Origin of the sequence: Streptomyces sp. NPDC090119 (assembly GCF_044747085.1) — a bacterium.
Taxonomy (GTDB): Bacteria; Actinomycetota; Actinomycetes; order Streptomycetales; family Streptomycetaceae; genus Streptomyces.
The window spans coordinates 207,103-230,604 of record NZ_JBIVDK010000007.1 but is presented as its reverse complement, the minus strand read 5'-3'; the positions used below and the strand labels follow the sequence as shown (position 1 = coordinate 230,604).

Below are 23,502 nucleotides of genomic sequence, written 5' to 3'. Positions count from 1 at the left end.
TCACACCGGGTCGACCTACGCCCGTACCGCCGCCCGGGCCGCCGACTCCACCAGCGCGACCCCCTCCGCGTGGCTCGCCGTGCCCTCGGTGAGGACCGCCAGCAGCCGGTCGCCGTCGGGGCCGGACACCCGGCCGACGCTGTGCACGACCCAGCGGCCGGTCGCGTCGCGCGGGAACCAGCCGTTCTTCAGCGCACAGCCGTCCTTCCGCGCACAGCCGTTCTCCGGCGCACCGGGCCCCGCCGCCGAGATGCCCCACCGTTGCTCCGGCACCACCGAGCCCATCAGCTGGACCAGGTACGCCCGCGAGGCCGCGTCCAGCACGGGGGAGGGCCCGAACACGTGCTGCAGCAGGGTCAGTTGGTCCCGGGCCGTGGTGCGGGTCAGGCCCCAGTAGCCGTGCGCACCGCCCACCGTCGCGGTCAGGCCCAGGCGGTGGTGGGCCGTGTCCAGACCGGAGGCGCCGCCGATCGCGTGCCACAGGGCGGTCGCGGAGCCGTTGTCGCTGCGCCTGATCATGTCCGCGGCCCGCTCCCGCTCCGCCGCCGTCAGCGTCCGGCCCGCGTCCTGGGCCCGGAGCAGCAGCGCGGCCAGGATGCCGACCTTGACGACGCTCGCCGTGTCGTGGACGCCGTCGCCGTACACCGCGCTCCGCCCGGAGCCCGGATCGAGCACCCCCACCGACAGCCGGACGCCCTCCGGCACCGCCATGCTCAGCTCCGCCACCGGTGCCTCCCGTCGGCGTGGGCCCGTACCGGCCCCGATAGGGTCGGGACCGTGGCGAACAAGAACATTCCCGACTCCGGGTTCTCCGACGACGACGGCACCGCCGACCCCCGGCTGACCGCCGCGCTCGCGGCCTGGGCCGAGGACCGGACGGCGCTCGGGCCCGTGCTGGAGGCGCTCAAGGGCGCCCGGCTGCTCGTGCCCGTGGTCGCCGTGCTCGGGGAGGTCGAGGTGGATGAGAACGGCCTGCGCCGGGAGAAGACCAGTGACATGGCCGTTCCCACGCTGAAGGCGGCCGGGCGCACCGCGCTGCCCGCTTTCACCTCCACCGCGTCGCTGGCCCGCTGGGACCCCGCCGCCCGGCCGGTCGCCGTACCGCTGCACCAGGCCCTCCAGGCCGCCGCCCACGAGAAGGCCGACACGGTCGTACTCGACCTCGCCGGGCCCGTGCCGTTCGAGCTGACCGGTGCGGCACTGCTCGCGCTGGCCGAGGGCCGCACCAGCGTCGATCCGCTCACCGACCCGGCCGTGGTGGCCGCCGTCCGCGCGGCCGTCGCCGCCGAGCCCGCCGTGCGCTCCGCGCATCTCGGCCCCGGATCGGCCGACGGCACCCTCGCGCTCGTCCTCGACCCCGCCGCACCGCCCGCCCCGGCCGCCCGCGCCGTCGCCGAGCGGCTGGCCGCCGACGAGACACTGAGGGCCCGCCTGGTGCGCGGCCTCGACCTGGCACTCCTGCCGGCCGGGACCACCCCTCCGGGCGAGCCCCTGTACGTGCGTGACTGACGGCTAGCCGTAGATCGCCCCGGTGTACTTCTCACCGGGGCCGTGGCCCGGCTCGTCCGGGACGAGGGACGCCTCGCGGAAGGCCAGCTGGAGCGACTTCAGGCCGTCGCGCAGCGGAGCCGCGTGGAAGGAGCTGATCTCGGTGGTGCTCGCGTCGAGCAGACCGGCGAGCGCGGTGATCAGCTTGCGGGCCTCGTCCAGGTCCTTGTACTTCTCGCCCTCCTCGCTCAGCCCGAGCTTCACGGCGGCGGCGCTCATCAGGTTGACGGCGACCGTCACGATCACCTCGACGGCGGGGACCTCGGCGATGTCGCGGGTCATGGCGTCGAAGTCGGGCGTCTCAGGGGAGGTCTCACTCATACCCCACACGATAGGCGCCGGTCCCCGGCCGGGCGCCCGGCGGCCCCGGTTAGCCCTTCCTCCCCGGAGCTGCTAACCTTGTGTGACGACCGGCCGGACGAGCACGCCCTGCGGCGAGCGCTCCGGCCCACAAGTGGAGGCTTCGAGCTCCCACCCGACCACCCTCACGGGTGGCGGGTCACCGGTCAGACGGATTTCCGCCGCCCACGGCTGCGGACCCCGTCCGAGAGCGCGCCCCGCGGCCATCGCGGCGGTGTTCCGGTAGTTCGAGGAGCCCCGCATGTGATCGTCCGGGGCATTTTTTGTGCTTCGGCGCGGTTAGGTCTTACTGATACAGACGTTACGCGGCTGTCCGCCAGACCGTCGCGTGGTGCTACCGAGGAGGATCCATCAGCGCCGAGCCCCGCATCAACGACCGGATTCGCGTTCCCGAGGTGCGACTTGTCGGCCCCAGTGGCGAGCAGGTGGGCATCGTCCCCCTGGCCAAGGCACTGGAGCTTGCGCAGGAGTACGACCTGGACCTGGTCGAGGTCGCGGCGACCGCCCGTCCGCCCGTGTGCAAGCTCATGGACTACGGGAAGTTCAAGTACGAGTCGGCCATGAAGGCCCGTGAGGCGCGCAAGAACCAGGCGCACACGGTCATCAAGGAGATGAAGCTCCGGCCGAAGATCGACCCGCACGACTACGACACCAAGAAGGGTCACGTCGTCCGGTTCCTCAAGCAGGGCGACAAGGTCAAGATCACGATCATGTTCCGTGGCCGTGAGCAGTCCCGCCCCGAGCTGGGCTACCGACTGCTTCAGCGCCTCGCGGAGGACGTCCAGGACCTCGGTTTCGTCGAGTCGAACCCGAAGCAGGACGGCCGAAACATGATCATGGTCCTCGGTCCGCACAAGAAGAAGACCGAGGCGATGGCCGAGGCCCGCCAGGCGCAGGAGGCCCGCAAGGCCGACGCGAAGGCCAACCCCGGCCGCTCGCAGAACGCCGCGGACAGCGCCGAGGACCTCGAGGCCGAGGGTGTCGAGGCCCCCGAGGCCGCGAACACCGAGGCCCCTGCCGAGGCTTCCGCCGAGGCGTGATCCCAGGGACGCGAGTCCCGGGGAATTAACCGATAAGAGAGCGACGCTCCACCGTGCCCGGTTTCACGACCGGGCACCGGAGCGCCACCGACGAGGAGATACGGCGCTATGCCGAAGAACAAGTCGCACAGCGGTGCCAGCAAGCGCTTCAAGATCACCGGCTCCGGCAAGGTGCTCCGCGAGCGCGCCGGCAAGCGCCACCTGCTCGAGCACAAGTCGTCCCGCGTGACGCGCCGCCTCACCGGCACCGCCGAGATGGCTCCGGGCGACGCCGCGAAGATCAAGAAGCTTCTCGGCAAGTGACGTGAGCGGCGCTCGCACCGAGCGTCGTACGTCTTCACCGGGACCCCATCATTTCCGGGTCGTGTGAGTCTGAGTCCACTCCGCGGCCCCGCTACAAGGAGTTAAACAAGTGGCACGCGTCAAGCGGGCAGTCAACGCCCACAAGAAGCGCCGGGCGATCCTCGAGCAGGCCTCCGGCTACCGTGGTCAGCGCTCGCGCCTGTACCGCAAGGCCAAGGAGCAGGTCACCCACTCCCTGGTCTACAACTACAACGACCGCAAGAAGCGCAAGGGCGACTTCCGTCAGCTGTGGATCCAGCGCATCAACGCCGCTGCCCGCGCCAACGGCATCACCTACAACCGCTTCATCCAGGGTCTGAAGGCCGCGAACATCGAGGTCGACCGCAAGATCCTGGCCGAGCTGGCCGTCAACGACGCCGGTGCGTTCGCCGCGCTCGTCGAGGTCGCTCAGAAGGCGCTCCCCGCGGACGTCAACGCGCCGAAGGCCGCGTGACGCTGCGCTGGCCTTGAGCCGGTTGACTTCAGGACCCGCAGGCTTTTGGCTTGCGGGTCCTGCTGTTGGGGCTGGCGGTGTGTGGTCGGGTGCGGCTCCGTCGTGGCTGGTCGCGCAGTTCCCCGCGCCCCTGAAAACCCTCGCTTAACGTTGGGATCTCTGTCGAAGTGATGAGGACTATGGGCTCCGGCAACCCTGAGTTGATCTCTCCCCGGTCTGCGCGGGTGAGTGCCGCGCGGCGGCTCGGGAGGCGGAACTTCCGGGGGAAGGAGCGGCTGTTCCTCGCGGAGGGGCCGCAGGCCGTGCGGGAGGCCGCCGGGCACCGGGCCGGGGGAGAGCCGACGCTGGTGGAGCTGTTCGCCACCGTCGAGGCCGCCGAGCGGTACGCCGACATCATCGAGCAGGCCCGCGCCGCGGGCGCCCGCGTGCACCTCGCCGACGAGGACGTCATCGCCGACATCTCCACCACCGTCACCCCGCAGGGTGTCGTCGGGGTCTGCCGGTTCCTGGACACCCCGTTCGAGGACATCCTCGCCGCCCGCCCCAAGCTCGTCGCCGTCCTCGCGCACGTCCGCGACCCCGGCAACGCGGGCACCGTCCTGCGCTGCGCGGATGCCGCCGGTGCCGACGCGGTGATCCTCACCGACGCCTCCGTCGACCTGTACAACCCCAAGGCCGTACGCGCCTCCGTGGGCTCCCTGTTCCATCTGCCCGTCGCCATGGGCGTGCCCGTCGAGCAGGCCGTGCGGGGGCTGAAGGACGCCGGGGTGCGCATCCTCGCCGCCGACGGCGCGGGGGACCGCGACCTCGACGCGGAGCTGGACAAGGGCGCCATGGGCGACCCCACCGCCTGGGTGTTCGGCAACGAGGCATGGGGGCTGCCGGAGGAGACCCGCGCCCTCGCCGACGCCGTCGTCAGCGTCCCCATCCACGGCAAGGCCGAGAGCCTGAACCTCGCCACCGCCGCAGCCGTATGCCTGTACGCGTCGGCCCGCGCCCAGCGCGCCCCCGGAGGCTGCCGTTCCGGCACGCCGAACTAGGTCCTGCCGTCAAATTCCCGGCGTCCGCCCGCGAGGGCGGGCGGGGCGGCGTCAGGTGCGTGCTCCCGGCGTGCCGGGCGTGGGCCGTCGTACTGGACGTACGTGGGTCCGCGCCCGGTGCGGCGGGAGTGCGTGCATGGCGTCGCCCCGCAGGCGGGAATTTGACGGCAGGGCCTAGTAGGGTGACCCACTCGGGGCCCTGCGCAGGCTGAGAGGTGGGGTACGGGGATGAGTGTCGTCGGCACGAGTACGGCGCCGGACGGGCGGGACGTGCGCGCGTTTCCCGCCGACCCGATCGACCCCGACCAGCTGCCCGACGGCCTCGTCGTCGCCGACGAGCACGGGCGGGTCGTCCGGTTCAACGCCGCCGCCGCCCGGATCACCGCCGTCAGCCCCGCCGAGGCCCTCGGCCGGCCGCTGGAGAAGGCGCTGCCGCTGGAGGACCTCGAAGGCCGCCGCTGGTGGCAGCTCACCGACCCCTACGGCGGCCTCGCCATCCGGGTCCGGCAGCCCGAGCGGAACCTGCTGCTGCCCGGCGGCCGGGAGGTCCTGGTCGCCGCCCGCTTCGTACGCGACGAACCCCTCGGTCCGCTGCACCGCCTCGTCGTCACCCTCCGGGACACCGACGCCCGGCGCCGCACCGAGCGCAGCCACGCCGAGCTGATCGCCACCGTCGCGCACGAGCTGCGCTCCCCGCTGACCTCCGTCAAGGGCTTCACCGCCACCCTGCTGGCCAAGTGGGAGCGGTTCACCGACGAGCAGAAGCGGCTGATGCTGGAGACCGTCGACGCCGACGCCGACCGGGTCACCCGGCTCATCGCCGAACTCCTCGACATCTCCCGCATCGACAGCGGCCGCCTGGAGGTGCGCCGTCAGCCCGTCGACACCGCCGCCGCCGTCGGCCGCCACATCCAGGCCCATGTCGCCGCCGGACAGCCCGCCGACCGCTTCCTGCTCCGTGTCGAGCACCCGCTGCCCGCCCTGTGGGCCGACCCCGACAAGGTCGACCAGGTGCTCAGCAACCTGCTGGAAAACGCGGTGCGCCACGGCGCCGGAACTGTCACCATCGACGTCAAGCCCGCCCCGTCCCCGCGCGAGGGCGAGGAGACAGGCACGTCGGTCACCGTGAGCGACGAGGGGCCCGGCATCCCGGAGGAGTCCATGAACCGCGTCTTCACCCGCTTCTGGCGGGGCAGCAAGCGCGGCGGCACCGGCCTCGGGCTCTACATCGTCAAGGGCATCGTCGAGGCCCACGGCGGCACCATCACGGTCGGCCGCGCCCCCGGCGGCGGCGCCCAGTTCCGATTTACGTTGCCCGTGAGCGCCCCGGCCTACCTGGCCTAGGGCTCCCGCGGGCCATTCGCCCAGCCCGTCCCCGTTAGACTCGGCTGCTGGCACCTTTGTGTCCGCACGCGGCCCACCGGGACCCCCTCGGGCGGTGACGGGACCACCAGCCACCCCAATCGGAAGCACGGGAAGAGATGTCGGCACCGAATAAGTCGTACGACCCTGTCGAGGTCGAGGCGTTGAAACCGGAAGAGATCGAGCGGATGCGGGACGAGGCGCTCGCCGCCTTCGGTGCCGCCGATTCCCTCGACGCGCTCCACGAGGCCAAGGTCGCCCACACCGGCCCGGCCTCCCCGCTGTCCCTCGCCAACCGCGAGATCGGCGCCCTGCCCCCGCACGCCAAGGCCGACGCGGGCAAGCGCGTCGGCATGGCCCGCGGCGCGGTCAACAAGGCGCTGGCAGCCCGCCAGGTGGAGCTGGAGGCCGAGCGGGACGCCCGCGTGCTGGTCGAGGAGGACGTCGACGTCACCCTCCCGTACGACCGCGTCCAGGCCGGTGCCCGGCACCCGCTGACCACGCTCTCCGAGCGCATCGAGGACATCTTCGTGGCCATGGGCTACGAGGTCGCCGAGGGCCCCGAGGTCGAGGCGGAGTGGTTCAACTTCGACGCGCTCAACATCGGCCCGGACCACCCGGCGCGCGGTGAGGCCGACACCTTCTTCGTGCGCGACGAGAACGGCGGCACCGACTCCGGCGTCGTCCTGCGCACCCACACCTCCCCGGTGCAGATCCGCTCGCTGCTCGACCGTGAGCCGCCGGTCTACGTGATCTGCCCCGGCCGCGTCTACCGCACCGACGAGCTGGACGCCACGCACACCCCGGTCTTCCGCCAGGTCGAGCTGCTCGCCGTGGACGAGGGCCTGACCATGGCCGACCTCAAGGGCACCCTGGACCACATGGTCCAGTCCCTGTTCGGCGAGGGCGTGAAGACCCGGCTGCGGCCGAACTTCTTCCCGTTCACCGAGCCGTCCGCCGAGATGGACATGGAGTGCTACGTCTGCCGTGGCGCGTCCGTCGGCAACCCCGACCGCCCCTGCCGCACCTGCTCCAGCGAGGGCTGGATCGAGCTGGGCGGCTGCGGCATGGTCAACCCCAAGGTGCTGACCGCCTGTGGCGTCGACCCGGAGAAGTACAGCGGGTTCGCCTTCGGCTTCGGCATCGACCGGATGCTGATGTTCCGCCACAACGTCGAAGACATGCGAGACATGGCCGAGGGTGACGTCCGGTTCACCCGGCCGTTCGGGATGGAGATCTGATGCGTGTCCCGCTTTCCTGGCTGCGGGAGTACGTCGACCTGCCGGAGTCCGAGACCGGCCGTGACGTACAGGCCAAGCTCATCGACTCCGGCCTCGAGGTCGAGACCGTCGAGCAGCTCGGCGCCGGCCTCAAGGGCCCCCTCGTCGTCGGTCAGGTGCTGACCATCGAGGAGCTGGAGGGCTTCAAGAAGCCGATCCGCTTCTGCACGGTCGACGTCGGCACCGCCAACGGCACCGGTGAGCCGCAGGAGATCGTCTGCGGTGCCCGCAACTTCGCGGTCGGCGACAAGGTCGTCGTGGTCCTGCCCGGCGCGGTCCTGCCCGGCGACTTCGCCATCGCCGCCCGCAAGACGTACGGCAAGACCTCGCACGGCATGATCTGCTCCACCGACGAGCTGGGCATGGGCGACGACGGCACGCACGGCATCATCGTGCTGCCGCCGGAGACCGAGACCGGCAAGGACGCCATCGAGCTGCTGGAGCTGGTCGACGAGGTCCTGGACATCGCCGTCACCGCCAACCGCGGCGACTGCCTGTCCATCCGCGGTGTCGCCCGCGAGACCGCCATCGCCTACGGCCTGCCGCTGCGCGACCCGGCGCTCATCGACGTGCCCGCGCCGAACGCCTACGGCTACCCGGTCAAGGTCGCCGACCCGATGGGCTGCGACCGCTTCACCGCCCGCACCGTCACCGGGCTGAGCCCCGAGGCACGGTCCCCGATCTGGCTGCGCCGCCGCCTGCAGAAGGTCGGCATGCGCCCGGTCTCGCTGGCCGTGGACATCACCAACTACGTGATGATGGAGCTGGGCCAGCCCCTGCACGCCTACGACCGCACCTCGGTCCAGGGCGCCATCGGGGTCCGCCGTGCCGAGGAGGGCGAGAAGCTGCGCACCCTCGACGGGGCCGAGCGCACGCTGCACGCCGAGGACCTCGTCATCACCGACGAGCGCGGCCCCATCGGCCTGGCCGGTGTCATGGGAGGCGCCGACACGGAGATCGCCGACCACGACGACACCGAGCGCTCCACCTCCGACGTGGTGGTGGAGGCGGCCCACTTCAACGCCGTCTCCATCGCGCGGACGGCCCGCCGTCACAAGCTGTCCTCCGAGGCGTCCCGCCGCTTCGAGCGGGGCGTCGACCCCGAGGCCGCCGCCGCTGCCGCGCAGCGCACCGTGGACCTGCTGGTCCTGCTCGCGGGCGGCACCGCCGAGGCGGGCGTCACGGAGATCATCGCGCCGTCCGCGCCGCGCACGATCGCCATCCCGGCCGACCACCCGGACAAGGTCGCGGGCGTCACCTACGGCCGCGAGATCGTCGTCCGCCGCCTTCAGGAGATCGGCTGCGACGTGTACGGGCAAGACGAGCTGATCGTCACCGTCCCGTCCTGGCGGCCCGACCTCACCGAGCCGAACGACCTCGCCGAAGAGGTCATCCGGCTGGAGGGCTACGAGAACCTGCCCTCCACGCTGCCCAAGCCCCCCTCCGGCCGCGGCCTGACCCCCCGTCAGCGGCTGCACCGCCGGATCGGCCGGGCCCTGGCCGGGGCGGGCTACGTCGAGGCGCCGAACTACCCGTTCGTCGCCGAGCAGGTCTTCGACCAGCTCGGGCTGGACGCCGACGACCCGGCCCGCCGCGTCGTCACGCTGGCCAACCCGCTCAACGACGAGGAGCCCGCGCTCCGCACCACGCTGCTGCCCGGCCTGCTGGGCGCGCTGCGCCGCAACGGCGGCCGGGGCTCGCACGACCTGGCGCTCTTCGAGACCGGCCTGGTCTTCCACCCGCGGGAGACCGCCGCCGTCGCCGGGCCGGTGCCCGTCGACCGCCGTCCCACCGCCGAGGAGATCGCCCGCCTGGACGCCACGCTGCCCGAGCAGCCGCGCCATGTGGCCGTCGTCCTCGCCGGTGCCCGCGAGCAGTCCGGCTGGTGGGGCGAGGGCCGCCCGGCCGACTGGGCGGACGCCGTCGAGGCCGCCCGGACCGTCGCCCGTGAGGCGGGTGCCGAGCTGATCGTGCGCAAGGCCCAGTACGGCCCGTGGCACCCCGGCCGCTGCGCCGAGCTGGTGGTCGTCGAGGACGGCGCCGAGCGCGTCGTCGGCCACGCGGGCGAACTCCACCCGCGCGTGCTCAAGGCCCTCGGTCTGCCGGAGCGCGGCTGCGCGATGGAGCTGGACCTGGACACCCTGGAGCGGGTCGGCGACGACACCCCGCAGGGCCCCGGGATCTCCACCTTCCCGGTCGCCACGCAGGACGTCGCCCTGGTCGTCGACAAGCCGGTGCCCGCCGCCGAGGTCGAGGCCGCGCTGGCCGAGGGTGCGGGCGAACTGCTGGAGTCCATCCGGCTGTTCGACGTCTACGAGAACCCGGAGCAGCTCGGCGAGGGCCGCAAGTCCCTCGCGTACGCGCTGCGCTTCCGGGCAGCCGACCGCACGCTGACCGTGGACGAGGCGTCCGCCGCGCGGGACGCCGCCATCGCCCTGGCGAACGAGCGTACGGGCGCGGAGCTGCGCGGCTGATCCCCGCGAGAAGCCGAAGGCACCGGCCGGTCACGGACTCGATCCGTGACCGGCCGGCGCCGTTCCCGGCGCCCACCGGGCCGGGTGCCCGGCTGCCGCCGCGCGAACGCGGGCCGGTGGCCTGATGGCCGTACCGGCGACGCGGTACCGGTTCCGCGCGGCGGTGTCATGCGGGGCTCCGCCCGACACCCGGGGGCGCTCGGCCGGACCGCCGCCTTGTGAGGGGGAGCGAGCGGCCCGGCCCGCCTCTCGCGAGGCGGGGCACCAAGTGAAGCCGTCCGACCGGTATGCCCGACAGCGCGCGCGGGACGCGGATGCGCGCACTCCGTTCACACCCCGTGTGAACCCGTTCGCACTACGCTTACGGCACCACGCCACTCGGGGGGCCACTGATGCAGCCCAACACCCTGCTCGACGCGATCCTGGACGAGGCGGGGATCTCGCACGCCGGGCTCGCCGCCCACGTCAACCAGGCGGGCCGCCGCCGGGGTCTCGCGCTCAGATACGAACACACCGCCGTCGCGCGGTGGCTGAAGGGCCAGCGGCCGCGCGGCCAGGTGCCGGATCTGATCTGCGAGGTGCTCGCGGGCCGGTTACGGCGCCCGGTCACGCTGGACGACATCGGCCTCGGCGTGCCGGGCGAACCCGCCACCGCCCACGCGGGCTCGCTCTCCGGCTTCGTGGAGCGGGCCACCGCGCTGTGGCGCTCCGACGAACAGCAGCGTCCGCACGTCCTGGGCGCCCCCGCCGTCACCGGTACGCCCGCGGTGATGCCGGTGTGGGAGTGGGAGAACCCGCCGGAGGACGTGGACGTCTCGCGCGGTGGCCAACTCCGGGTCACCGAGGCCGACATCGGCACCCTGCGGGCGGCCCGCGCGCACTACGAGCAGATGTACCGCAAGGCGGGCGGAGTGGCGACGCGTACCCGCATCGTCGGCTTCCTCAACGCGGAGGCCGCGCCGCTGCTGCGTGGCAGCTACCCCGACCACACCGGCCGTCAACTGCACCGCGCCACGGGTGGGTTGGTGGCCATCGCGGGCATCTGCGCCTACGACTCCGACGCGCACGGGCTGGCGCAGCGCTACTTCCACCAGGCGCTGCGGCTGGCGAAGGCGAGCGGGGACCGGGGGCTGGGGGCGTACGTGATAGCGCTGCTGGTCAACCAGTCGCTGTTCATGCGGGAGTACCGGCAGGCGGTCGCCTTCGCGGAGGCGGCGCTGCGGACGGCCGGCCGTCACATCACCCCGGCGCTCGCCTCCGACCTGTACGCGATGCAGGCCAAGGCGTACGCGCATCTCGGCGACGGAGGCGGCGCGCTGTCCGGCATCCGGCGGGCGGAGACGGCGGCCGGGCAGATCCGGCCGGGCACCGAACCGGACGAGACGGGGTACGTGCAGCCGGGTCTGGTCAACGTCCAGGTGGCCGAGGCGCTGCTGAGCCTCGGGGAGCTGTCGGCCGCACGGGAGCACGCGGCGGCGGCCGTGGACACCCCGGCGCACGACCGGGGCCGGGTGCACCGGCTGGCGATGCTGAGCACGATCGAGCTGCGGCAGGGCAACGCCGACAAGGCGGTGGCGACCGCCGTGCAGATGGCCGAGCAGGCGCGCGGCATGGAGTCCCAGCGGCTGCGCGACCGGCTCCGGGCGGTGCGCGAGTATCTGGTGCGCTGCGGCTCGGCCGGGACCGCGGACGCGGCGGAGATGATCGACGGCGCGCTGCGCGTACCGCTGTAACGGGCGGGGGGCGCGCGTCGCCGAAGCGAGCGCCCTGTAGGCCGGGAATAGTCCCTGCTGCGATATTGCCACTTACTCGGCGGAAGGTGGCAGAACCGTGCAGTGGACGAAACAGAACGAACAAACTGTGTACGCGAACCGCTGGTTCAGCGTCAATCTGGCGGATGTGGAGCTGCCCAACGGCTCACATCTGGACCACTTCCTGATCCGGCTCCGGCCGGTCGCCGTCGCCACGGTGGTCAACGAGGCCAACGAGGTCCTGCTGCTGTGGCGGCACCGCTTCATCACCGACAGCTGGGGCTGGGAACTGGCCGCGGGGGTCGTGGAGGACGGCGAGGACATCATGACCGCGGCCGCGCGGGAACTGGAGGAGGAGACCGGCTGGCGGCCGGGGCCTCTGCACCACCTGATGAGCGTGGAGCCGTCCAACGGCCTCACCGACGCCCGGCACCACGTCTACTGGTCCGAGCAGGGGGAGTACACCGGTCATCCGGTGGACGACTTCGAGTCGGACCGCCGTGAGTGGGTCCCGCTCAAGCTCGTCCCCGACATGATCGCCCGTGGGGAGGTCCCGGCCGCCAACATGGCGGCCGCGTTACTCCTGCTGCACCATCTCCGGCTCGCCGACGGTCAGTGAGCCAGCGCCTGCCAGACGGCGACGGCGAGCGCGCCCAGGGCGGTGAGCGCGGCGATCGAGGTCAGTGGCCAACGGGCGTGTTCGAGGGACTTCACCCGGGAGTTCAGCTCGTCGAGCTCCTTGGCGGTCTCCTCGGTACGGTGACTGAGCAGTGCCAGCCCGCCTTCGACGCGCGCGTAGGCGACGTCGAGGCGGCGGCGTAACTCGGCCAGTTCTCCGTGAACCACGGCCTGCTCCGGTTCGACGGTCACGGGTCCACTCCTCTCCATGGTCGGACGGGACGACTCCGCATCCCCTGCACGCAGAGTCAACCGCCCCGACAGCCCCGGGGGGAGCGTGTGCGAACGGCATATGCGAGCCCGTGACACACACGGAGTGTGAAACACATGGGCCCGGCACCTATGGGTGCCGGGCCCATGTGGTGGGTCCCTGTGTGCTGCGCGCACTCAGTACGAGTAGAACCCCGAGCCCGACTTCCGGCCCAGGCGGCCCGCCTCGACCATGCGCTGGAGCAGCGGGGGAGCCGCGTAGAGGGGCTCCTTGTATTCCATGTACATCGAGTTGGCGATCGAGACGATCGTGTCCAGGCCGATGAGGTCGGAGAGCTTCAGCGGGCCCATCGGGTGGGCGCAGCCCATCTCCATGCCGTTGTCGATGTCCTCGCGGCTGGCGATACCGGACTCGAACATGCGGATCGCGGAGAGGAGGTACGGCACCAGCAGGGCGTTGACGACGAAGCCGGAGCGGTCCTGGGCGCGGATGGCGTGCTTGCCGAGGACCTTCTCCGCGAAGATCTGGGCCCGGCTGAGGGTGCCCTCGGAGGTGGTGAGGGCCGGGATCAGTTCGACCAGGTTCTGCACCGGGGCCGGGTTGAAGAAGTGGATGCCGATCACATGGTCGGGGCGTGAGGTCGCGACCGCCAGCTTCACCAGGGGGATGGAAGAGGTGTTGGAGGCCAGGATCGCGTCGGGACGCGTCATCACCTGGTCGAGCACCTGGAAGATCTCCGTCTTCACCTGCTCGTTCTCCACCACGGCCTCGATCGCCAGATCGCGGTCGGCGAACTCGCCCAGGTCGGTGGTGAAGCTCAGCCGGGAGAGGGCCGAGTCGCGCTCCTCCTCGCTGATCTTGCCGCGCTCCGCGGCCTTGGCCAGCGAGTTGTACAGCCGGGTACGGCCGTACTCCAGGGCGTCGCCCGTGGTCTCGGCGACCATCACGTCCAGTCCCGCGCGTGCGCACACCTCGGCGATGCCCGCGCCCATCTGGCCGCAGCCCACGACTCCGACGCGCGAGATGTCTCCGGCTCGGAAGTCCGTCACATCGTCCCCTTCGCTGGTTCTCCGGCTCGTGCAGGACGTCCGGTTTCGGTGCCTGCTCCGATCGTGCACGTTACCGCCAAGTATCGATGATCGATCGACGGGGTAGGGACAAGCCGCGCCTCCGGGACGATCCGTCACGGGGCGGACTCGGAGCGTGTGGGAGGTACGGATGGCGGCTCGTGCGATGTCCGGTGCGCGTTCTGCGGCGGGGGCCGTCTCGCGGCGTACCGTCGCCCTCGGGGTGCTGGCCGCCCTGACCACGGCGGCCGGGAGCGCCCCGGCGTACGCCTCCGGGCGGCACCGCCGGGAGATGCGCGGGGTCTGGCTCGCCACCGTGGCCAACCGGGACTGGCCCTCGCGGCCGGGGCTGACACCCGAGGAGCAGCGGGCCGAGCTGATCGCCCATCTCGACCGGGCGGTGGCCGCGCGGCTCAACACCGTGATCTTCCAGGTGCGCCCCACCGCCGACGCCCTGTGGCCCTCCCCGTACGAGCCCTGGTCCGAGTACCTCACCGGCACCCAGGGCCGCGACCCCGGCTGGGACCCGCTGGGCACCGCCGTACGCGAGGCCCACGCGCGCGGCCTGGAGCTGCACGCCTGGTTCAACCCGTACCGCATCGCCAACCACACCGACCCCACACGCCTCGTCCCGGAGCATCCGGCGCGGCGGCACCCGGAGTGGGTCGTGCCGTACGGCGGCAAGCTGTACTACAACCCCGGCCTGCCCGAGGTCCGGCGCTTCGTGCGCCGGGCCATGCTGGACGCGGTCGCCCGTTATCCCGTGGACGCCGTCCACTTCGACGACTACTTCTACCCGTATCCCGTCGCCGGGCAGACCTTCGACGACGACGCCGCCTACGACATGTACGGGGGCGGCTTCGGTGACCGGGCCGCCTGGCGGCGCGACAACATCGACCGGCTGGTGCGGGAGGTCGCGGCGGGCATCCGGCGGGTCCGGCCCGGCACCCGCTTCGGGATCAGCCCCTTCGGCGTGTGGCGCAACGCCGCCACCGACCCGCTCGGCTCCGACACCCGGGCGGGCGTGCAGACGTACGACGACCTGTACGCGGACACCCGGAAATGGGTCCGCGCGCACTGGATCGACTACATCGTCCCGCAGATCTACTGGAACATCGGCTTCCCCGCCGCCGACTACGCGAAGCTGGTCGACTGGTGGGCGGCGCAGGCGGCGGACACCCGGACCCGGCTGTACGTGGGGGAGGCGCTGTACAAGGCGGGCGCGGCCGGGCAGCCCCCGGCCTGGCAGGACCCCGCCGAGCTGTCCCGGCATCTCACGCTGGCCGCTGAGTATCCGCAGGTGCGCGGGCATGTCTTCTTCGCCGCCCAGGAGGTCGCCCGCGATCCGCTGGGCGCGATGGCGAGGGTCGTCGCCGACCATTACGGCCGGCCGGCGAGACCCCCGCGCTGACCCCGTTGCCGTCCGTCTCGTACGGCTAGTTCGTCTCGTCCTCGTGGTGGCGGACCTGGCAGTCCGGGCCGGGCGACATGATGGCCTCGTGCCCGTCCTCGAAGCGGACGCGGTAGGGCGGTTCGCCCTCCTCGCCGATCACTTCGACCACTTCGGTGACCTGATCGTGTTGGCCGACCACTCGTCCGTGCTGGACAAGGTGGTCGCCCTTCGACGCGTGCATTGTCAGGCCCTCCTCACGGTCACGACCGTTGGGTGACGGCGATGCACACGAGCACGGCGAGCGCGGTAAGCGGTGCCGCCGCGGGAACGTGCTCGCCCAGTAGCAGTGCCGACCACACCAGTGTGAGCAGCGGCTGAGCCAACTGCAACTGGCTGGCCCGCGGGACGCCGACCGCCGCCATGCCCCGGTACCAGAGCAGCAGCCCGAGGAACTGCGAGCCCACCGCGACCCACAGCACCCCCGCCACCCCGTGCGCGGTGAGCCGTACCGGCTCGTGGCCCAGCGCCAGCGCGGCGCCGAGCGCGCTCAGCGGCAGGCACAGCACCAGCGCCCAGCCGATGACCTGCCAGCCCGGCATCACCCGCGCCAGCCGTCCGCCCTCGGTGTATCCGGCCGCGCACACCAGCAGCGCCGCGAAGAGATAGGCGTCCGCCCGGGTCAGCGCGCCGCCGCTCTGGACGACCGTGAACGCGACCACCGCCGCCGCGCCCGCCAGCGCGGCTGTCCAGAACCGGCGCGAGGGGCGTACGCCGGTGCGCAGCGCGGAGATCGCGGCCGTGGTCAGGGGCAGCAGGCCCACGACGACGGCCGCGTGCGCCGTGGTCGAGGTCTGCAGGGCCAGCGTGGTCAGCAGCGGGAAGCCGAGCACCGTGCCGATCCCGACCATCGCGAGCCCCGGCAGATGGCGGGCCTCGGGCAGCGGCACCCGCAGGAGCAGCAGGCAGGCGCCCGCGACCAGGGCCGCGAGGACACCCCGGACCCCCACGAGTGACCAGGGGCCGAAGCTCTCCAGGCCCCAGGCGGTGGCGGGGAAGGTGAGGGAGAAGGCGACGACGCCCAGCGCGGCCTGCCCGGTGCCCAGGAGCAGGGGCTCGTGGGGCACGGTGACTGCTATCGGGGTCGCATCGGTAGCGCTACTCTGTGCTCTCATGAATGAGCGTAGCAGTGGGCGGGAGCTGGCGGAACAGCTGCGGAGGGAGCTGGACCGCTACTCACCTGGCGGAAAGCTGCCGTCGAGCAGGGCATTGGTCGAACGGTTCCGGGTCAGCCCGGTGACCGTCTCGCGGGCGCTCGCCCAGCTCGCCGCCGAGGGCCTGGTCGTCACCCGGCCCGGTGCGGGCGCCTTCCGGGCCCGGCCGCGCGCCGCCGCTCCGCCCGCCGGGGACACCTCCTGGCAGGAGGTCGCGCTGAGCGCCGACGCCGCCGGTGACGTCGTACCCCGCACCGTGGACGCCTCCGGGGTGATGGTGTCGCTGCCCGCGCCGCCGCCCGGCGTGCTGGAGCTGAGCGGCGGCTACCCGCACCCCGGCCTCCAGCCCGAGCAGGCCATGGCCGCGGCCCTCGCCCGCGCGGGACGGCGGCCCGGCGCCTGGGGGCGGCCGCCGCTGGAGGGGCTGCCCGAGCTGCGGGAGTGGTTCGCGCGCGGCATCGGGGGCTCCGTCACCGCCGCCGAGGTGCTGATCGCGGCGGGCGGACAGGCCGCGCTGGCCACCGCCCTGCGCGCGCTCGCCCCGCCCGGCGCACCGGTCCTGGTCGAGTCGCCCACCTACCCCGGCATGCTGGACCTGGCCCGCGCGGCGGGTCTGCGGCCCGTACCGGTGCCGGTCGACGCCGACGGCGTACGCCCCGACCTGCTGGCCGACGCCTTCCGCGCCACCGGCGCCCGCGTCTTCGTCTGCCAGCCCCTGTTCCAGAACCCGACCGGCGCCGTGCTCGCCCCCGACCGCCGCGCCGAGGTGCTGCGCATCGCCCGCGCCTCGGGCGCCTTCGTCATCGAGGACGACTACGTACGCCGCCTCGCGCACGCCGACGCGCCCCCGCTGCCCCGGCCGCTGGCGGCGGACGACCCGGACGGTGTCGTCGTGCACGTCGGCTCGCTCACCAAGGCGACCTCGCCCAGCTTCCGGGTGGCCGCCCTCGCCGCGCGCGGGCCGGTGCTGGAACGCCTGCGCGCCATCCAGATCGTGGACAGCTTCTTCGTGCCCCGGCCACTCCAGGAGGCGGCGCTGGAACTCGTCGGCTCACCGGCGTGGCCGCGCCATCTCCGCTCGTTGTCGGCCGAGTTGGCCGTACGGCGCGAGGCGATGACCGGGGCGCTCGGCCTGCGCCTGCCCGAACTCGCCCTGCCGCACATTCCGTTGGGCGGATTCCATCTCTGGCTCCGGCTGCCCGAGGGCGTCACCGAGGCGGCCCTGACCGCGGCCGCCCTCCGCGCGGGCATCTCCATCACCCCTGGTCGCGCCTACTTCAGCGCCGAACCCCCGGCGAACCACATCCGGTTGAGCTTCGCCGCGGTCGCGGGTACCGGGGAGATCGCGGAGGGGGTGCGGCGGCTGCGGGCGGCGTGGGACGAAGTGCATTGAAGTCACTCAAGTCGCTGCGGAAATGGGGGCGTTGAGACAGTCGGGGCGATGTTTTCCGGTCACCCTCCGAGTGGCCGGGGCCATGACTCTTGACCGCCCCCCGTCCTGGGATCACCATCACGGCATGCCACTTCGGGTGACGTTCGTGGCCGCAGCGCACGGTTCCCCGTCGCACGCGGAGCGGTTCCAGGACGACCGGCCGCTGGACCAGGCGGGCTGGGACGAGGTGCAGCGCTCGGTGGGGTACCTGCTGCCGCTGGCCGCGGCCGAGTTGCGCTACTGCTCCCCGACCCCGCGCAGCCGCGCCACCGGCGACGCGCTCGGCTACGCCCCCCTCGCCCAACTCGCCCTGCGCGACTGCGACATGGGGCGCTGGCGGGGGCTGACCGTGGCCGAGGCGATGGCCCGCGAGCCGCAGGCGGTGGACGCCTGGCTCGCCGACCCGAGGGCCAGCCCGCACGGCGGCGAGTCGATGCTCGCGTTCATCTCACGGGTGGGCGGCTGGCTCGACACCCGGCCCGGCGACGACCACGCCCGCATCGTCGCCGTGGCCGAACCCTCCGTGATCCGCGCGGCCCTGGTCTACGCCCTCCAGGCGCCGCCGTCCGCCTTCTGGAGCATCGACGTGCGCCCGCTCTCGACGATCACCGTCGCCGGGCGCGCGGGCCGCTGGACCCTGCGGCTGGACGCGGTGTCCCCTCAGCCCTCGCGCACGTAGTCCGTGGTGAGCACGAGGTCCTTCTTCGGCCCGCCGACCCGCCACACCGAACGCCAGTGGTCGGCGTCGGTGACGGTGAACTCGCCCCGGTAGAAGTCGGCCGCGCAAGGGTGCCCGGCGATGTGCCGCCCGCCGCGCAGGTCCAGGTCGTGGAAGGGCCGCCCGTCCGCGAACCGCACCTCCGCCGTACCCGGCACCGACCCCGGCACGAACCGCAGCGTTCGCGTGGCGGGCCGCGTCACCCCCTGCCAGGTGAACTCCCCGGCCTCCTCGTGCAACAGCCCGTCCGGCACCGGCGCGAAGGTCGTGTGCCCCTCGAAGTGCCCCTCGTCCGCGCCCGCGAGATCCCGCACGGTCCGTGTGACCCGCCAGCGCCCGGCGAGGAACCCGAGCACATCGGGAACGGGCAGCCGACCGCCGTCGCTCACCGCGTCCACCGGGACCCTCCGCGCGGCCCGTCGGGCGACCCGACCGGCCGCTTCCGCCGGGCCTGCGCCCTGACCTCGTGATGCGCGACATGACCGGTGGCCCGGAAAGCCTCCTCGTACGCCGCGAGCACCCCGCCTCCGCCCCCGCGCCGCCGCACGAACCGGGCCAGCCAGGTCAGGGCCCCCAGCACCACCGCGAGCCCGCCGAGGAGGATCAGGTAGGGCACCCACGCATTCATACGGCTGAGCTTACGGGCCGCCCTCCGACAGGGTCACTCGACCGCCGCCTCGACCGGCAGCCACAGCTCCGCGTCCGCCTCGCTGCCGTCCCCGTCCCCGGTCGGCCGGACCCGGAGGATCTCCGGGCCGGGTCGGCTCGTGTACGGGTTCGACGGGAACCACTGCGTGAACACGTCCCGCCACAGCGTCTGGACCGCCTGCGGCATGGGCCCGGAGACCGTGAACACCGCCCAGGTGCCGGCCGGGACGGTCAGGGCGCTCGTGCCCTCGGGGGCGGAGGCCGAGGTGATCACACCCTGGTAGTAGTCGAGTTCCGTGCCCTCGGCCCGGCTCGGGTCCAGGTCGTCGCAGACCGCGACGATCCCCTCCGGTTCCTGGTCCGACAGCTTCGCCAGCCGCCGCAGGTCCTCCTGGTCGATCCCCCGGACGAAGTCCATGATTGCCTGGTTCGGTCCGGCGTGCACCAGTGGCACTCGGGCCTTGTACCCGACCACGCCGAACTCCTGCTTGTGCTCGATGCGGTGTCGCATTCCGCTGTTCCCTTCGATGACGAGGCGGAAGGACATCCGGGGCTGTGAGCTGAGCGTGACACCGGCCCGCCGGGCCTCGCTCGGGCCGACGCCGTGCATCGCCCGGAACGCCCGGGCGAACGCCTCGCCCGAGCCGTACCCGTAGCGCACCGCGATGTCGAGCAGCGTCTCCCGCCCCGCGACCACCTCGGCGGCCGCGAGCGTGAGCCGCCTGCGCCGGACGTACTCCGACAGCGGCATCCCGGCGAGCGCGGAGAACAGCCGCCGCAGGTGGTACACCGACGTACCCGCGACCCGCGCCAACTCCTCCGGATCGACATGCTCGTCGAGTCCCAGCTCGATGTGCTCCATGGCCTGGTTGAACCGTTCCAGCACGCCCCGTTCCCTTCCTTCTGACACCGGGAACGCTAGGTGCGAGGGGGAACCCGGCACCCGACAATCCGTGCCCGATTCTGTCGGGTGGGGGGCGGGGCCCGGAAAACAGCCCAGGAAACAACGAAGGCAAGGAGCTCTTGGGTCTCCTTGCCACTTTCAAGATATAGCGCACAGGGGGCCTTGCGGCAAGGCCCCGGTGGTGTCGCAGAATGGGCGGCCGCGGTCGCGAGTGACGGAAATGGCGCGTTAGTGGAATACGCGTAGTTCCTCCGGATCGCGTTCCAATTCTTCGATGGGTGGGTGGATGACTGACGTGATCGTGGTCGGCGGCGGGCCGACCGGGCTGATGCTGGCCGGGGAACTGCGGCTGGCCGGGGTGGAGGTCGTCGTGCTGGAGCGGCTGGCCGAGCCGAGCAGCCAGTCCCGCGGACGCGGCCTGCACGCGCGCAGCGTCGAGGTGATGGACCAGCGGGGTCTGCTGGGGAGGTTCCTCGCGGAGAGCGAGAAGTTCCAGGTCGGCGGGCTGTTCGGCGGCATCATGAAGCCGTGGCCGGACCGGCTGGACACCGCGCACCCGTACGGCCTCGCCACCCCGCAGGCGGTCACCGAGCGGCTGCTGGAGGCGTGGGCCCGTGAACTCGGCGCCGAGATCCGGCGCGGCCAGGAGGTGGTCGCGCTGACCCAGGACGCGGACGGCGTGACCGTGGGACTGGCCGACGGCACCGACCTGCGTGCCCGGTACGCCGTCGGCTGCGACGGCGGCCGCAGCACGGTACGCGGGCTGCTCGACATCGGCTTCCCCGGTGAGCCCGCCACGGTCGAGACCCTGCTAGGCGACATGGAGGCCAGCGAGGACCCGGCGACGATCGCCGCCGTCGTGGAAGAGGTCCGCAAGACGGAGCTGCGCTTCGGGCTCTCGCCCGACGTGGACGGCCAGCAGGGCCTGTACCGCGTCATCGTGCCCGCCGACGGTGTCGCCGAGGACCGGTCAACCCCGCCGACCCTCGAGGAGTTCCGACGGCAGCTGCGGGCGGTCGCCGGGACCGACTTCGGCGTGCACTCACCCCGCTGGCTGTCCCGCTTCGGCAACGCCACCCGGCAGGCCGAGCGGTACCGCGTGGGTCGGGTCCTGCTGGCCGGTGACGCGGCCCACATCCACCCGCCGGCCGGCGGCCAGGGGCTCAACCTCGGGGTGCAGGACGCGTTCAACCTCGGCTGGAAGCTGGCCGCCGAGGTGCACGGCCGGGCACCGGACGGCCTGCTCGACAGCTACCACACCGAACGCCACCCGGTCGGCGCCCGCGTCCTCGCGACCACCCGCGCCGCGATGACCCTCCTCGGCACCGACCCCGGCGCCACCGCGCTGCGCGAACTCTTCTCCCGGCTCATGGACTTCGAGGAGGTCAACCGTCACATCACCGGCATGATCACCGCCGTCGACCTCCGCTACGACCTGGGCGAGGGCCATGAACTCCTCGGCAGGCGGCTACGGGACGTCCAGCTGAAGCAGGGGCGCCTCTACGAGCACCTGCATCACGCCCGCGGTCTCCTCCTCGACCAGACCGGACGCCTCTCGGTCGAGGGCTGGGCCGACCGCGTGGACCACCTTGTCGACGTCAGCGACGAACTCGACGTACCCGCCGTGTTGTTGCGTCCGGACGGTCATGTCGCCTGGGCGGGGGAGAGCCAGGAGGAACTGCTCGCGCACCTGCCCAAGTGGTTCGGCGTCACGGCGCCGGATACTCCGCCGTCAGCGTCTCACTCGCCTTCTCGCTGACCAGGTAGACCGCGGACGCGATGAACAGGCCGGGGATGTCGGGGAACACCGAGGCGTCCACCACCCGCAGTCCCTCCACCCCGCGCACCCGGAAGTCGCCGTCCAGCACCGCCAGTTCATCGTCCTCGGTGCCGATCCTGGCGGTGCCGCACGCGTGATGGCCCCAGGACTGGGTCCGCGCCCACTCCTTGAGCTGGTCGTCGGTCCGGACCTCGGGCCCGGGGACCAGCTCGCCCCGCACGCCCGCGTCGCCGGCGTTGGCGATCACGTCCCGGGCTATCCGCAACCCGTCGACCAGGCCGTCCAGATCCTCCTCCCAGCCCGGTGTGCCCTCGGCGAAGTAGCGGAACCGGATCTCGGGCGGCTCGGTGGGATCGGTCGAGCGCAGGGTCACCGAGCCGCCCCGGTTCTTGGTGTGACCCTTGAGCACGACCACGCCCAGCCGGTCCCGGCCGTGGGTGGCCTCCTCGGCGTAACCGGGGTAGTAACCATGGAAGTCGACCGGCATCGCCAGCAGCATCAGGTCGGAGTCCCCGTCGGACACGCTCGACCTGCCGATGAGCGCGGCCAGTTGGCCATTGGTGCCGTAGGGGCCGCCCCGGTCGGTGTGCCACTCGCTGATCAGCTCGTCCTGTTTCTCGCCCGCGAGCGGGACGTTCAGTGTCGATCCCTCGAACAGTGGGTAGTCCTGGTCGAGTTCGGCCACCACCGACGCCTCGTATCGGTCGTGCAGATTGCGGCCCACGCCGGGTGCGTCCACGCGCACCGGGATGCCGAGCCGCTCCAGTTCCTCGCGCGGCCCGATGCCGGACAGCATCAGGAGCTGCGGGGTGTTGTAGGTGCCCCCGGCCAGGATGACCTCGTTGCGGGCGTACGCCGTCCCCTCGGTCACCTCGTCCTCGTCCCGGTCCGCCGCGTCCGGGCGCAGCCGGCAGGTGCGGTCCGACGAGGCGCCGTACGCGCGCCGCTGCTCGCGGTACGCGACGCCCACCACCCGGTCGCCGTCGAACAGCACCCGGGTTACCAGGGTGTTCGTCCTGATCGTCAGGAGGTCTCCGACCCGGTGGCGGACATCGAGCAGCCGCTCGCGGGTGCCGTTGCGGGCGCCGTCGTCGACCGAGACCGGGATGAAGCCCATGCCCTGGAAGTCCGGCGGGGTGTCGGCCGCGTTCGGGTCGCGGGGGAGGGGCACGTCGTCGGGGATGCCGAAGCGGTCGCGGGCGGTACGCTCCACGGCGCCGATGATGTCGAGGAAGCGGGGCTCGCGGGGCGCCAGGGACGGTGCGGCCCTGGTCGTGCCGAGCCAACCCTCCTTGCCGTGCCGGGACTTGGCGTCCCGCTCGGCGGCTGTGTCGCCGGGGAGCGGCTCGGCGTCCTGGCCCTGCCAGTTCTCCAGGCGCTGGAAGCGCTCACGCATCGCCTCCGCGCTCCACCCCGTGTCACCGGTCAGCTCGACCAGCCGCTGCCACTCCCTGCCCTGCGGGAACAGCATGATCAGCGCGTTGACCGTCGTACTGCCGCCGAGCGAGCTGCCGCGCGGGTACAGCACACCGTCCTCGGCGCCGGTGAACTTGCGGTCCGCACGCCGGGTCGCCGGGTCGTCCCAGTGGCGTACGAAGAAGCTCCACGCCATGTCGGGGTCCTCGCTGGCGAACGCCTGCATGATCGGGATCGAGTAGTACTGGCAGTCGTGTTCGTCGCCCGCCTCCAGCACCAGGACCCGGTGACCGGCCAGGGCGAGATTGGCGGCCAGGGGGCCGCCGCCCGCGCCCGAGCCGACGACGACGAAGTCAAATTCCTGAGCGGTTTCCGGTGGCTGCTGAGGCATCC

Annotated in this window: 24 protein-coding genes; 14 read left to right on the top strand and 10 right to left on the bottom strand. The window is 72.5% G+C overall.

All coding sequences use genetic code 11. The features are described 5' to 3' along the window. Positions 1-15: 15 nt before the first annotated feature. Positions 16-726: a serine hydrolase gene (locus ACIPPM_RS28250; protein WP_401452816.1), complete on the bottom strand. Its 711-nt coding sequence runs from the start codon at positions 724-726 to the stop codon at positions 16-18. A gap of 51 nt (positions 727-777) precedes the next feature. Between ACIPPM_RS28250 and ACIPPM_RS28245 the strand changes: the two genes are divergently transcribed. Beyond that, positions 778-1,509 (top strand): SseB family protein, encoded by a 732-nt coding sequence (locus ACIPPM_RS28245; RefSeq protein ID WP_401452814.1) that lies wholly within the window; start codon positions 778-780, stop codon positions 1,507-1,509. Positions 1,510-1,512: 3 nt separating this feature from the next. Here ACIPPM_RS28245 and ACIPPM_RS28240 read toward each other — a convergent pair whose 3' ends face one another. Continuing rightward, complete coding sequence (locus tag ACIPPM_RS28240) at positions 1,513-1,869, bottom strand: DUF1844 domain-containing protein (RefSeq protein WP_389004727.1); 357 nt, start codon at positions 1,867-1,869, stop codon at positions 1,513-1,515. Positions 1,870-2,258: 389 nt separating this feature from the next. Here ACIPPM_RS28240 and infC point away from each other — a divergent pair, with 389 nt between their 5' ends. From infC to ACIPPM_RS28195, 9 genes are all read left to right on the top strand, one after another. Beyond that, on the top strand, positions 2,259-2,948 hold the full coding sequence (gene infC, locus ACIPPM_RS28235; RefSeq protein WP_401453114.1) for a translation initiation factor IF-3: 690 nt from the start codon (positions 2,259-2,261) through the stop codon (positions 2,946-2,948). Positions 2,949-3,056: 108 nt separating this feature from the next. Then, entirely contained in the window at positions 3,057-3,251 is a 195-nt protein-coding gene (gene rpmI / locus ACIPPM_RS28230) for a 50S ribosomal protein L35 (RefSeq protein WP_006374321.1), read from the top strand. Positions 3,252-3,360: 109 nt separating this feature from the next. Next, positions 3,361-3,744, top strand: a complete 384-nt coding sequence (rplT, locus tag ACIPPM_RS28225) for a 50S ribosomal protein L20 (protein ID WP_103845028.1) — start codon at positions 3,361-3,363, stop codon at positions 3,742-3,744. 179 nt (positions 3,745-3,923) lie between these two features. Beyond that, complete coding sequence (locus tag ACIPPM_RS28220) at positions 3,924-4,784, top strand: TrmH family RNA methyltransferase (RefSeq protein ID WP_401452811.1); 861 nt, start codon at positions 3,924-3,926, stop codon at positions 4,782-4,784. 228 nt (positions 4,785-5,012) lie between these two features. Further along, a complete protein-coding gene (locus tag ACIPPM_RS28215; protein WP_401452809.1) occupies positions 5,013-6,128 on the top strand; it encodes an ATP-binding protein in 1,116 nt (371 codons plus the stop codon). Positions 6,129-6,265: 137 nt separating this feature from the next. Beyond that, positions 6,266-7,387 (top strand): phenylalanine--tRNA ligase subunit alpha, encoded by a 1,122-nt coding sequence (pheS, locus tag ACIPPM_RS28210; protein WP_401452807.1) that lies wholly within the window; start codon positions 6,266-6,268, stop codon positions 7,385-7,387. After that, positions 7,387-9,900, top strand: a complete 2,514-nt coding sequence (gene pheT / locus ACIPPM_RS28205; protein ID WP_401452805.1) for a phenylalanine--tRNA ligase subunit beta — start codon at positions 7,387-7,389, stop codon at positions 9,898-9,900. Before pheS ends, pheT begins: the two co-directional genes overlap by 1 nt. Before the next feature lie 392 nt (positions 9,901-10,292). Then, positions 10,293-11,633 (top strand): transcriptional regulator, encoded by a 1,341-nt coding sequence (locus tag ACIPPM_RS28200; RefSeq protein ID WP_393596440.1) that lies wholly within the window; start codon positions 10,293-10,295, stop codon positions 11,631-11,633. A 97-nt stretch (positions 11,634-11,730) separates the two neighbouring features. Continuing rightward, on the top strand, positions 11,731-12,270 hold the full coding sequence (locus tag ACIPPM_RS28195; RefSeq protein WP_393596441.1) for an NUDIX hydrolase: 540 nt from the start codon (positions 11,731-11,733) through the stop codon (positions 12,268-12,270). On the opposite strand, the gene ACIPPM_RS28190 is transcribed toward ACIPPM_RS28195, so the two are convergent. Both ACIPPM_RS28190 and ACIPPM_RS28185 read right to left on the bottom strand, forming a co-directional pair. Further along, complete coding sequence (locus ACIPPM_RS28190; protein WP_389004720.1) at positions 12,264-12,521, bottom strand: hypothetical protein; 258 nt, start codon at positions 12,519-12,521, stop codon at positions 12,264-12,266. The two genes, ACIPPM_RS28195 and ACIPPM_RS28190, sit on opposite strands and share 7 nt — an antisense overlap. 195 nt (positions 12,522-12,716) lie before the next feature. Next, positions 12,717-13,589 carry a 3-hydroxybutyryl-CoA dehydrogenase gene (locus ACIPPM_RS28185; RefSeq protein WP_401452802.1) on the bottom strand — a complete coding sequence of 291 codons (873 nt, stop codon included), beginning with the start codon at positions 13,587-13,589 and terminating at the stop codon, positions 12,717-12,719. 169 nt (positions 13,590-13,758) lie between these two features. Here ACIPPM_RS28185 and ACIPPM_RS28180 point away from each other — a divergent pair, with 169 nt between their 5' ends. Next, positions 13,759-15,018: a glycoside hydrolase family 10 protein gene (locus tag ACIPPM_RS28180; protein ID WP_401452800.1), complete on the top strand. Its 1,260-nt coding sequence runs from the start codon at positions 13,759-13,761 to the stop codon at positions 15,016-15,018. A 25-nt stretch (positions 15,019-15,043) separates the two neighbouring features. Here ACIPPM_RS28180 and ACIPPM_RS28175 read toward each other — a convergent pair whose 3' ends face one another. Then, positions 15,044-15,241 (bottom strand): DUF1918 domain-containing protein, encoded by a 198-nt coding sequence (locus tag ACIPPM_RS28175; RefSeq protein ID WP_393915494.1) that lies wholly within the window; start codon positions 15,239-15,241, stop codon positions 15,044-15,046. Positions 15,242-15,260: 19 nt separating this feature from the next. Next, the gene (locus tag ACIPPM_RS28170) at positions 15,261-16,172 is read right to left on the bottom strand and encodes a DMT family transporter (RefSeq protein ID WP_401452798.1); all 912 of its coding nucleotides are present in this window, start codon (positions 16,170-16,172) and stop codon (positions 15,261-15,263) included. On the opposite strand from ACIPPM_RS28170, the gene ACIPPM_RS28165 reads away from it, so the two are divergent. Together ACIPPM_RS28165 and ACIPPM_RS28160 are read left to right on the top strand one after the other, a co-directional pair. Beyond that, positions 16,171-17,604 carry a PLP-dependent aminotransferase family protein gene (locus tag ACIPPM_RS28165; protein WP_401452796.1) on the top strand — a complete coding sequence of 478 codons (1,434 nt, stop codon included), beginning with the start codon at positions 16,171-16,173 and terminating at the stop codon, positions 17,602-17,604. The genes ACIPPM_RS28170 and ACIPPM_RS28165 overlap by 2 nt on opposite strands. A gap of 124 nt (positions 17,605-17,728) precedes the next feature. Then, positions 17,729-18,322: a histidine phosphatase family protein gene (locus tag ACIPPM_RS28160; RefSeq protein ID WP_389004714.1), complete on the top strand. Its 594-nt coding sequence runs from the start codon at positions 17,729-17,731 to the stop codon at positions 18,320-18,322. On the opposite strand, the gene ACIPPM_RS28155 is transcribed toward ACIPPM_RS28160, so the two are convergent. From ACIPPM_RS28155 to ACIPPM_RS28145, 3 genes are read right to left on the bottom strand one after another with little or no spacing between them, the layout of a single operon-like run. Next, on the bottom strand, positions 18,304-18,759 hold the full coding sequence (locus tag ACIPPM_RS28155) for a DUF6314 family protein (RefSeq protein ID WP_401452794.1): 456 nt from the start codon (positions 18,757-18,759) through the stop codon (positions 18,304-18,306). The two genes, ACIPPM_RS28160 and ACIPPM_RS28155, sit on opposite strands and share 19 nt — an antisense overlap. After that, positions 18,747-18,989 carry a hypothetical protein gene (locus ACIPPM_RS28150; protein ID WP_401452792.1) on the bottom strand — a complete coding sequence of 81 codons (243 nt, stop codon included), beginning with the start codon at positions 18,987-18,989 and terminating at the stop codon, positions 18,747-18,749. Before ACIPPM_RS28150 ends, ACIPPM_RS28155 begins: the two co-directional genes overlap by 13 nt. Before the next feature lie 33 nt (positions 18,990-19,022). After that, positions 19,023-19,895 carry a helix-turn-helix domain-containing protein gene (locus tag ACIPPM_RS28145; protein WP_401452790.1) on the bottom strand — a complete coding sequence of 291 codons (873 nt, stop codon included), beginning with the start codon at positions 19,893-19,895 and terminating at the stop codon, positions 19,023-19,025. Positions 19,896-20,199: 304 nt separating this feature from the next. On the opposite strand from ACIPPM_RS28145, the gene rox reads away from it, so the two are divergent. Further along, positions 20,200-21,672, top strand: coding sequence for a rifampin monooxygenase (rox, locus tag ACIPPM_RS28140; protein WP_401452788.1), 1,473 nt, complete (start codon positions 20,200-20,202; stop codon positions 21,670-21,672). On the opposite strand, the gene ACIPPM_RS28135 is transcribed toward rox, so the two are convergent. Beyond that, a complete protein-coding gene (locus tag ACIPPM_RS28135; RefSeq protein WP_401452786.1) occupies positions 21,623-23,500 on the bottom strand; it encodes a GMC family oxidoreductase in 1,878 nt (625 codons plus the stop codon). The two genes, rox and ACIPPM_RS28135, sit on opposite strands and share 50 nt — an antisense overlap. Positions 23,501-23,502: the final 2 nt, after the last annotated feature.

Excerpts from the sequence above, each read along its gene's own strand:
- pheS (WP_401452807.1), top strand. The coding sequence starts at position 6,266 with ATGTCGGCACCGAATAAGTCGTACGACCCTGTCGAGGTCGAGGCGTTG.
- ACIPPM_RS28175 (WP_393915494.1), bottom strand. The coding sequence starts at position 15,241 with ATGCACGCGTCGAAGGGCGACCACCTTGTCCAGCACGGACGAGTGGTC.
- rpmI (WP_006374321.1), top strand. The coding sequence starts at position 3,057 with ATGCCGAAGAACAAGTCGCACAGCGGTGCCAGCAAGCGCTTCAAGATC.
- pheT (WP_401452805.1), top strand. The coding sequence starts at position 7,387 with ATGCGTGTCCCGCTTTCCTGGCTGCGGGAGTACGTCGACCTGCCGGAG.
- rox (WP_401452788.1), top strand. The coding sequence starts at position 20,200 with ATGACTGACGTGATCGTGGTCGGCGGCGGGCCGACCGGGCTGATGCTG.
- ACIPPM_RS28165 (WP_401452796.1), top strand. The coding sequence starts at position 16,171 with ATGAATGAGCGTAGCAGTGGGCGGGAGCTGGCGGAACAGCTGCGGAGG.
- ACIPPM_RS28215 (WP_401452809.1), top strand. The coding sequence starts at position 5,013 with ATGAGTGTCGTCGGCACGAGTACGGCGCCGGACGGGCGGGACGTGCGC.
- ACIPPM_RS28160 (WP_389004714.1), top strand. The coding sequence starts at position 17,729 with ATGCCACTTCGGGTGACGTTCGTGGCCGCAGCGCACGGTTCCCCGTCG.
- ACIPPM_RS28150 (WP_401452792.1), bottom strand. The coding sequence starts at position 18,989 with ATGAATGCGTGGGTGCCCTACCTGATCCTCCTCGGCGGGCTCGCGGTG.
- ACIPPM_RS28135 (WP_401452786.1), bottom strand. The coding sequence starts at position 23,500 with ATGCCTCAGCAGCCACCGGAAACCGCTCAGGAATTTGACTTCGTCGTC.
- ACIPPM_RS28180 (WP_401452800.1), top strand. The coding sequence starts at position 13,759 with ATGGCGGCTCGTGCGATGTCCGGTGCGCGTTCTGCGGCGGGGGCCGTC.
- ACIPPM_RS28200 (WP_393596440.1), top strand. The coding sequence starts at position 10,293 with ATGCAGCCCAACACCCTGCTCGACGCGATCCTGGACGAGGCGGGGATC.
- ACIPPM_RS28170 (WP_401452798.1), bottom strand. The coding sequence starts at position 16,172 with ATGAGAGCACAGAGTAGCGCTACCGATGCGACCCCGATAGCAGTCACC.
- ACIPPM_RS28220 (WP_401452811.1), top strand. The coding sequence starts at position 3,924 with ATGGGCTCCGGCAACCCTGAGTTGATCTCTCCCCGGTCTGCGCGGGTG.
- ACIPPM_RS28240 (WP_389004727.1), bottom strand. The coding sequence starts at position 1,869 with ATGAGTGAGACCTCCCCTGAGACGCCCGACTTCGACGCCATGACCCGC.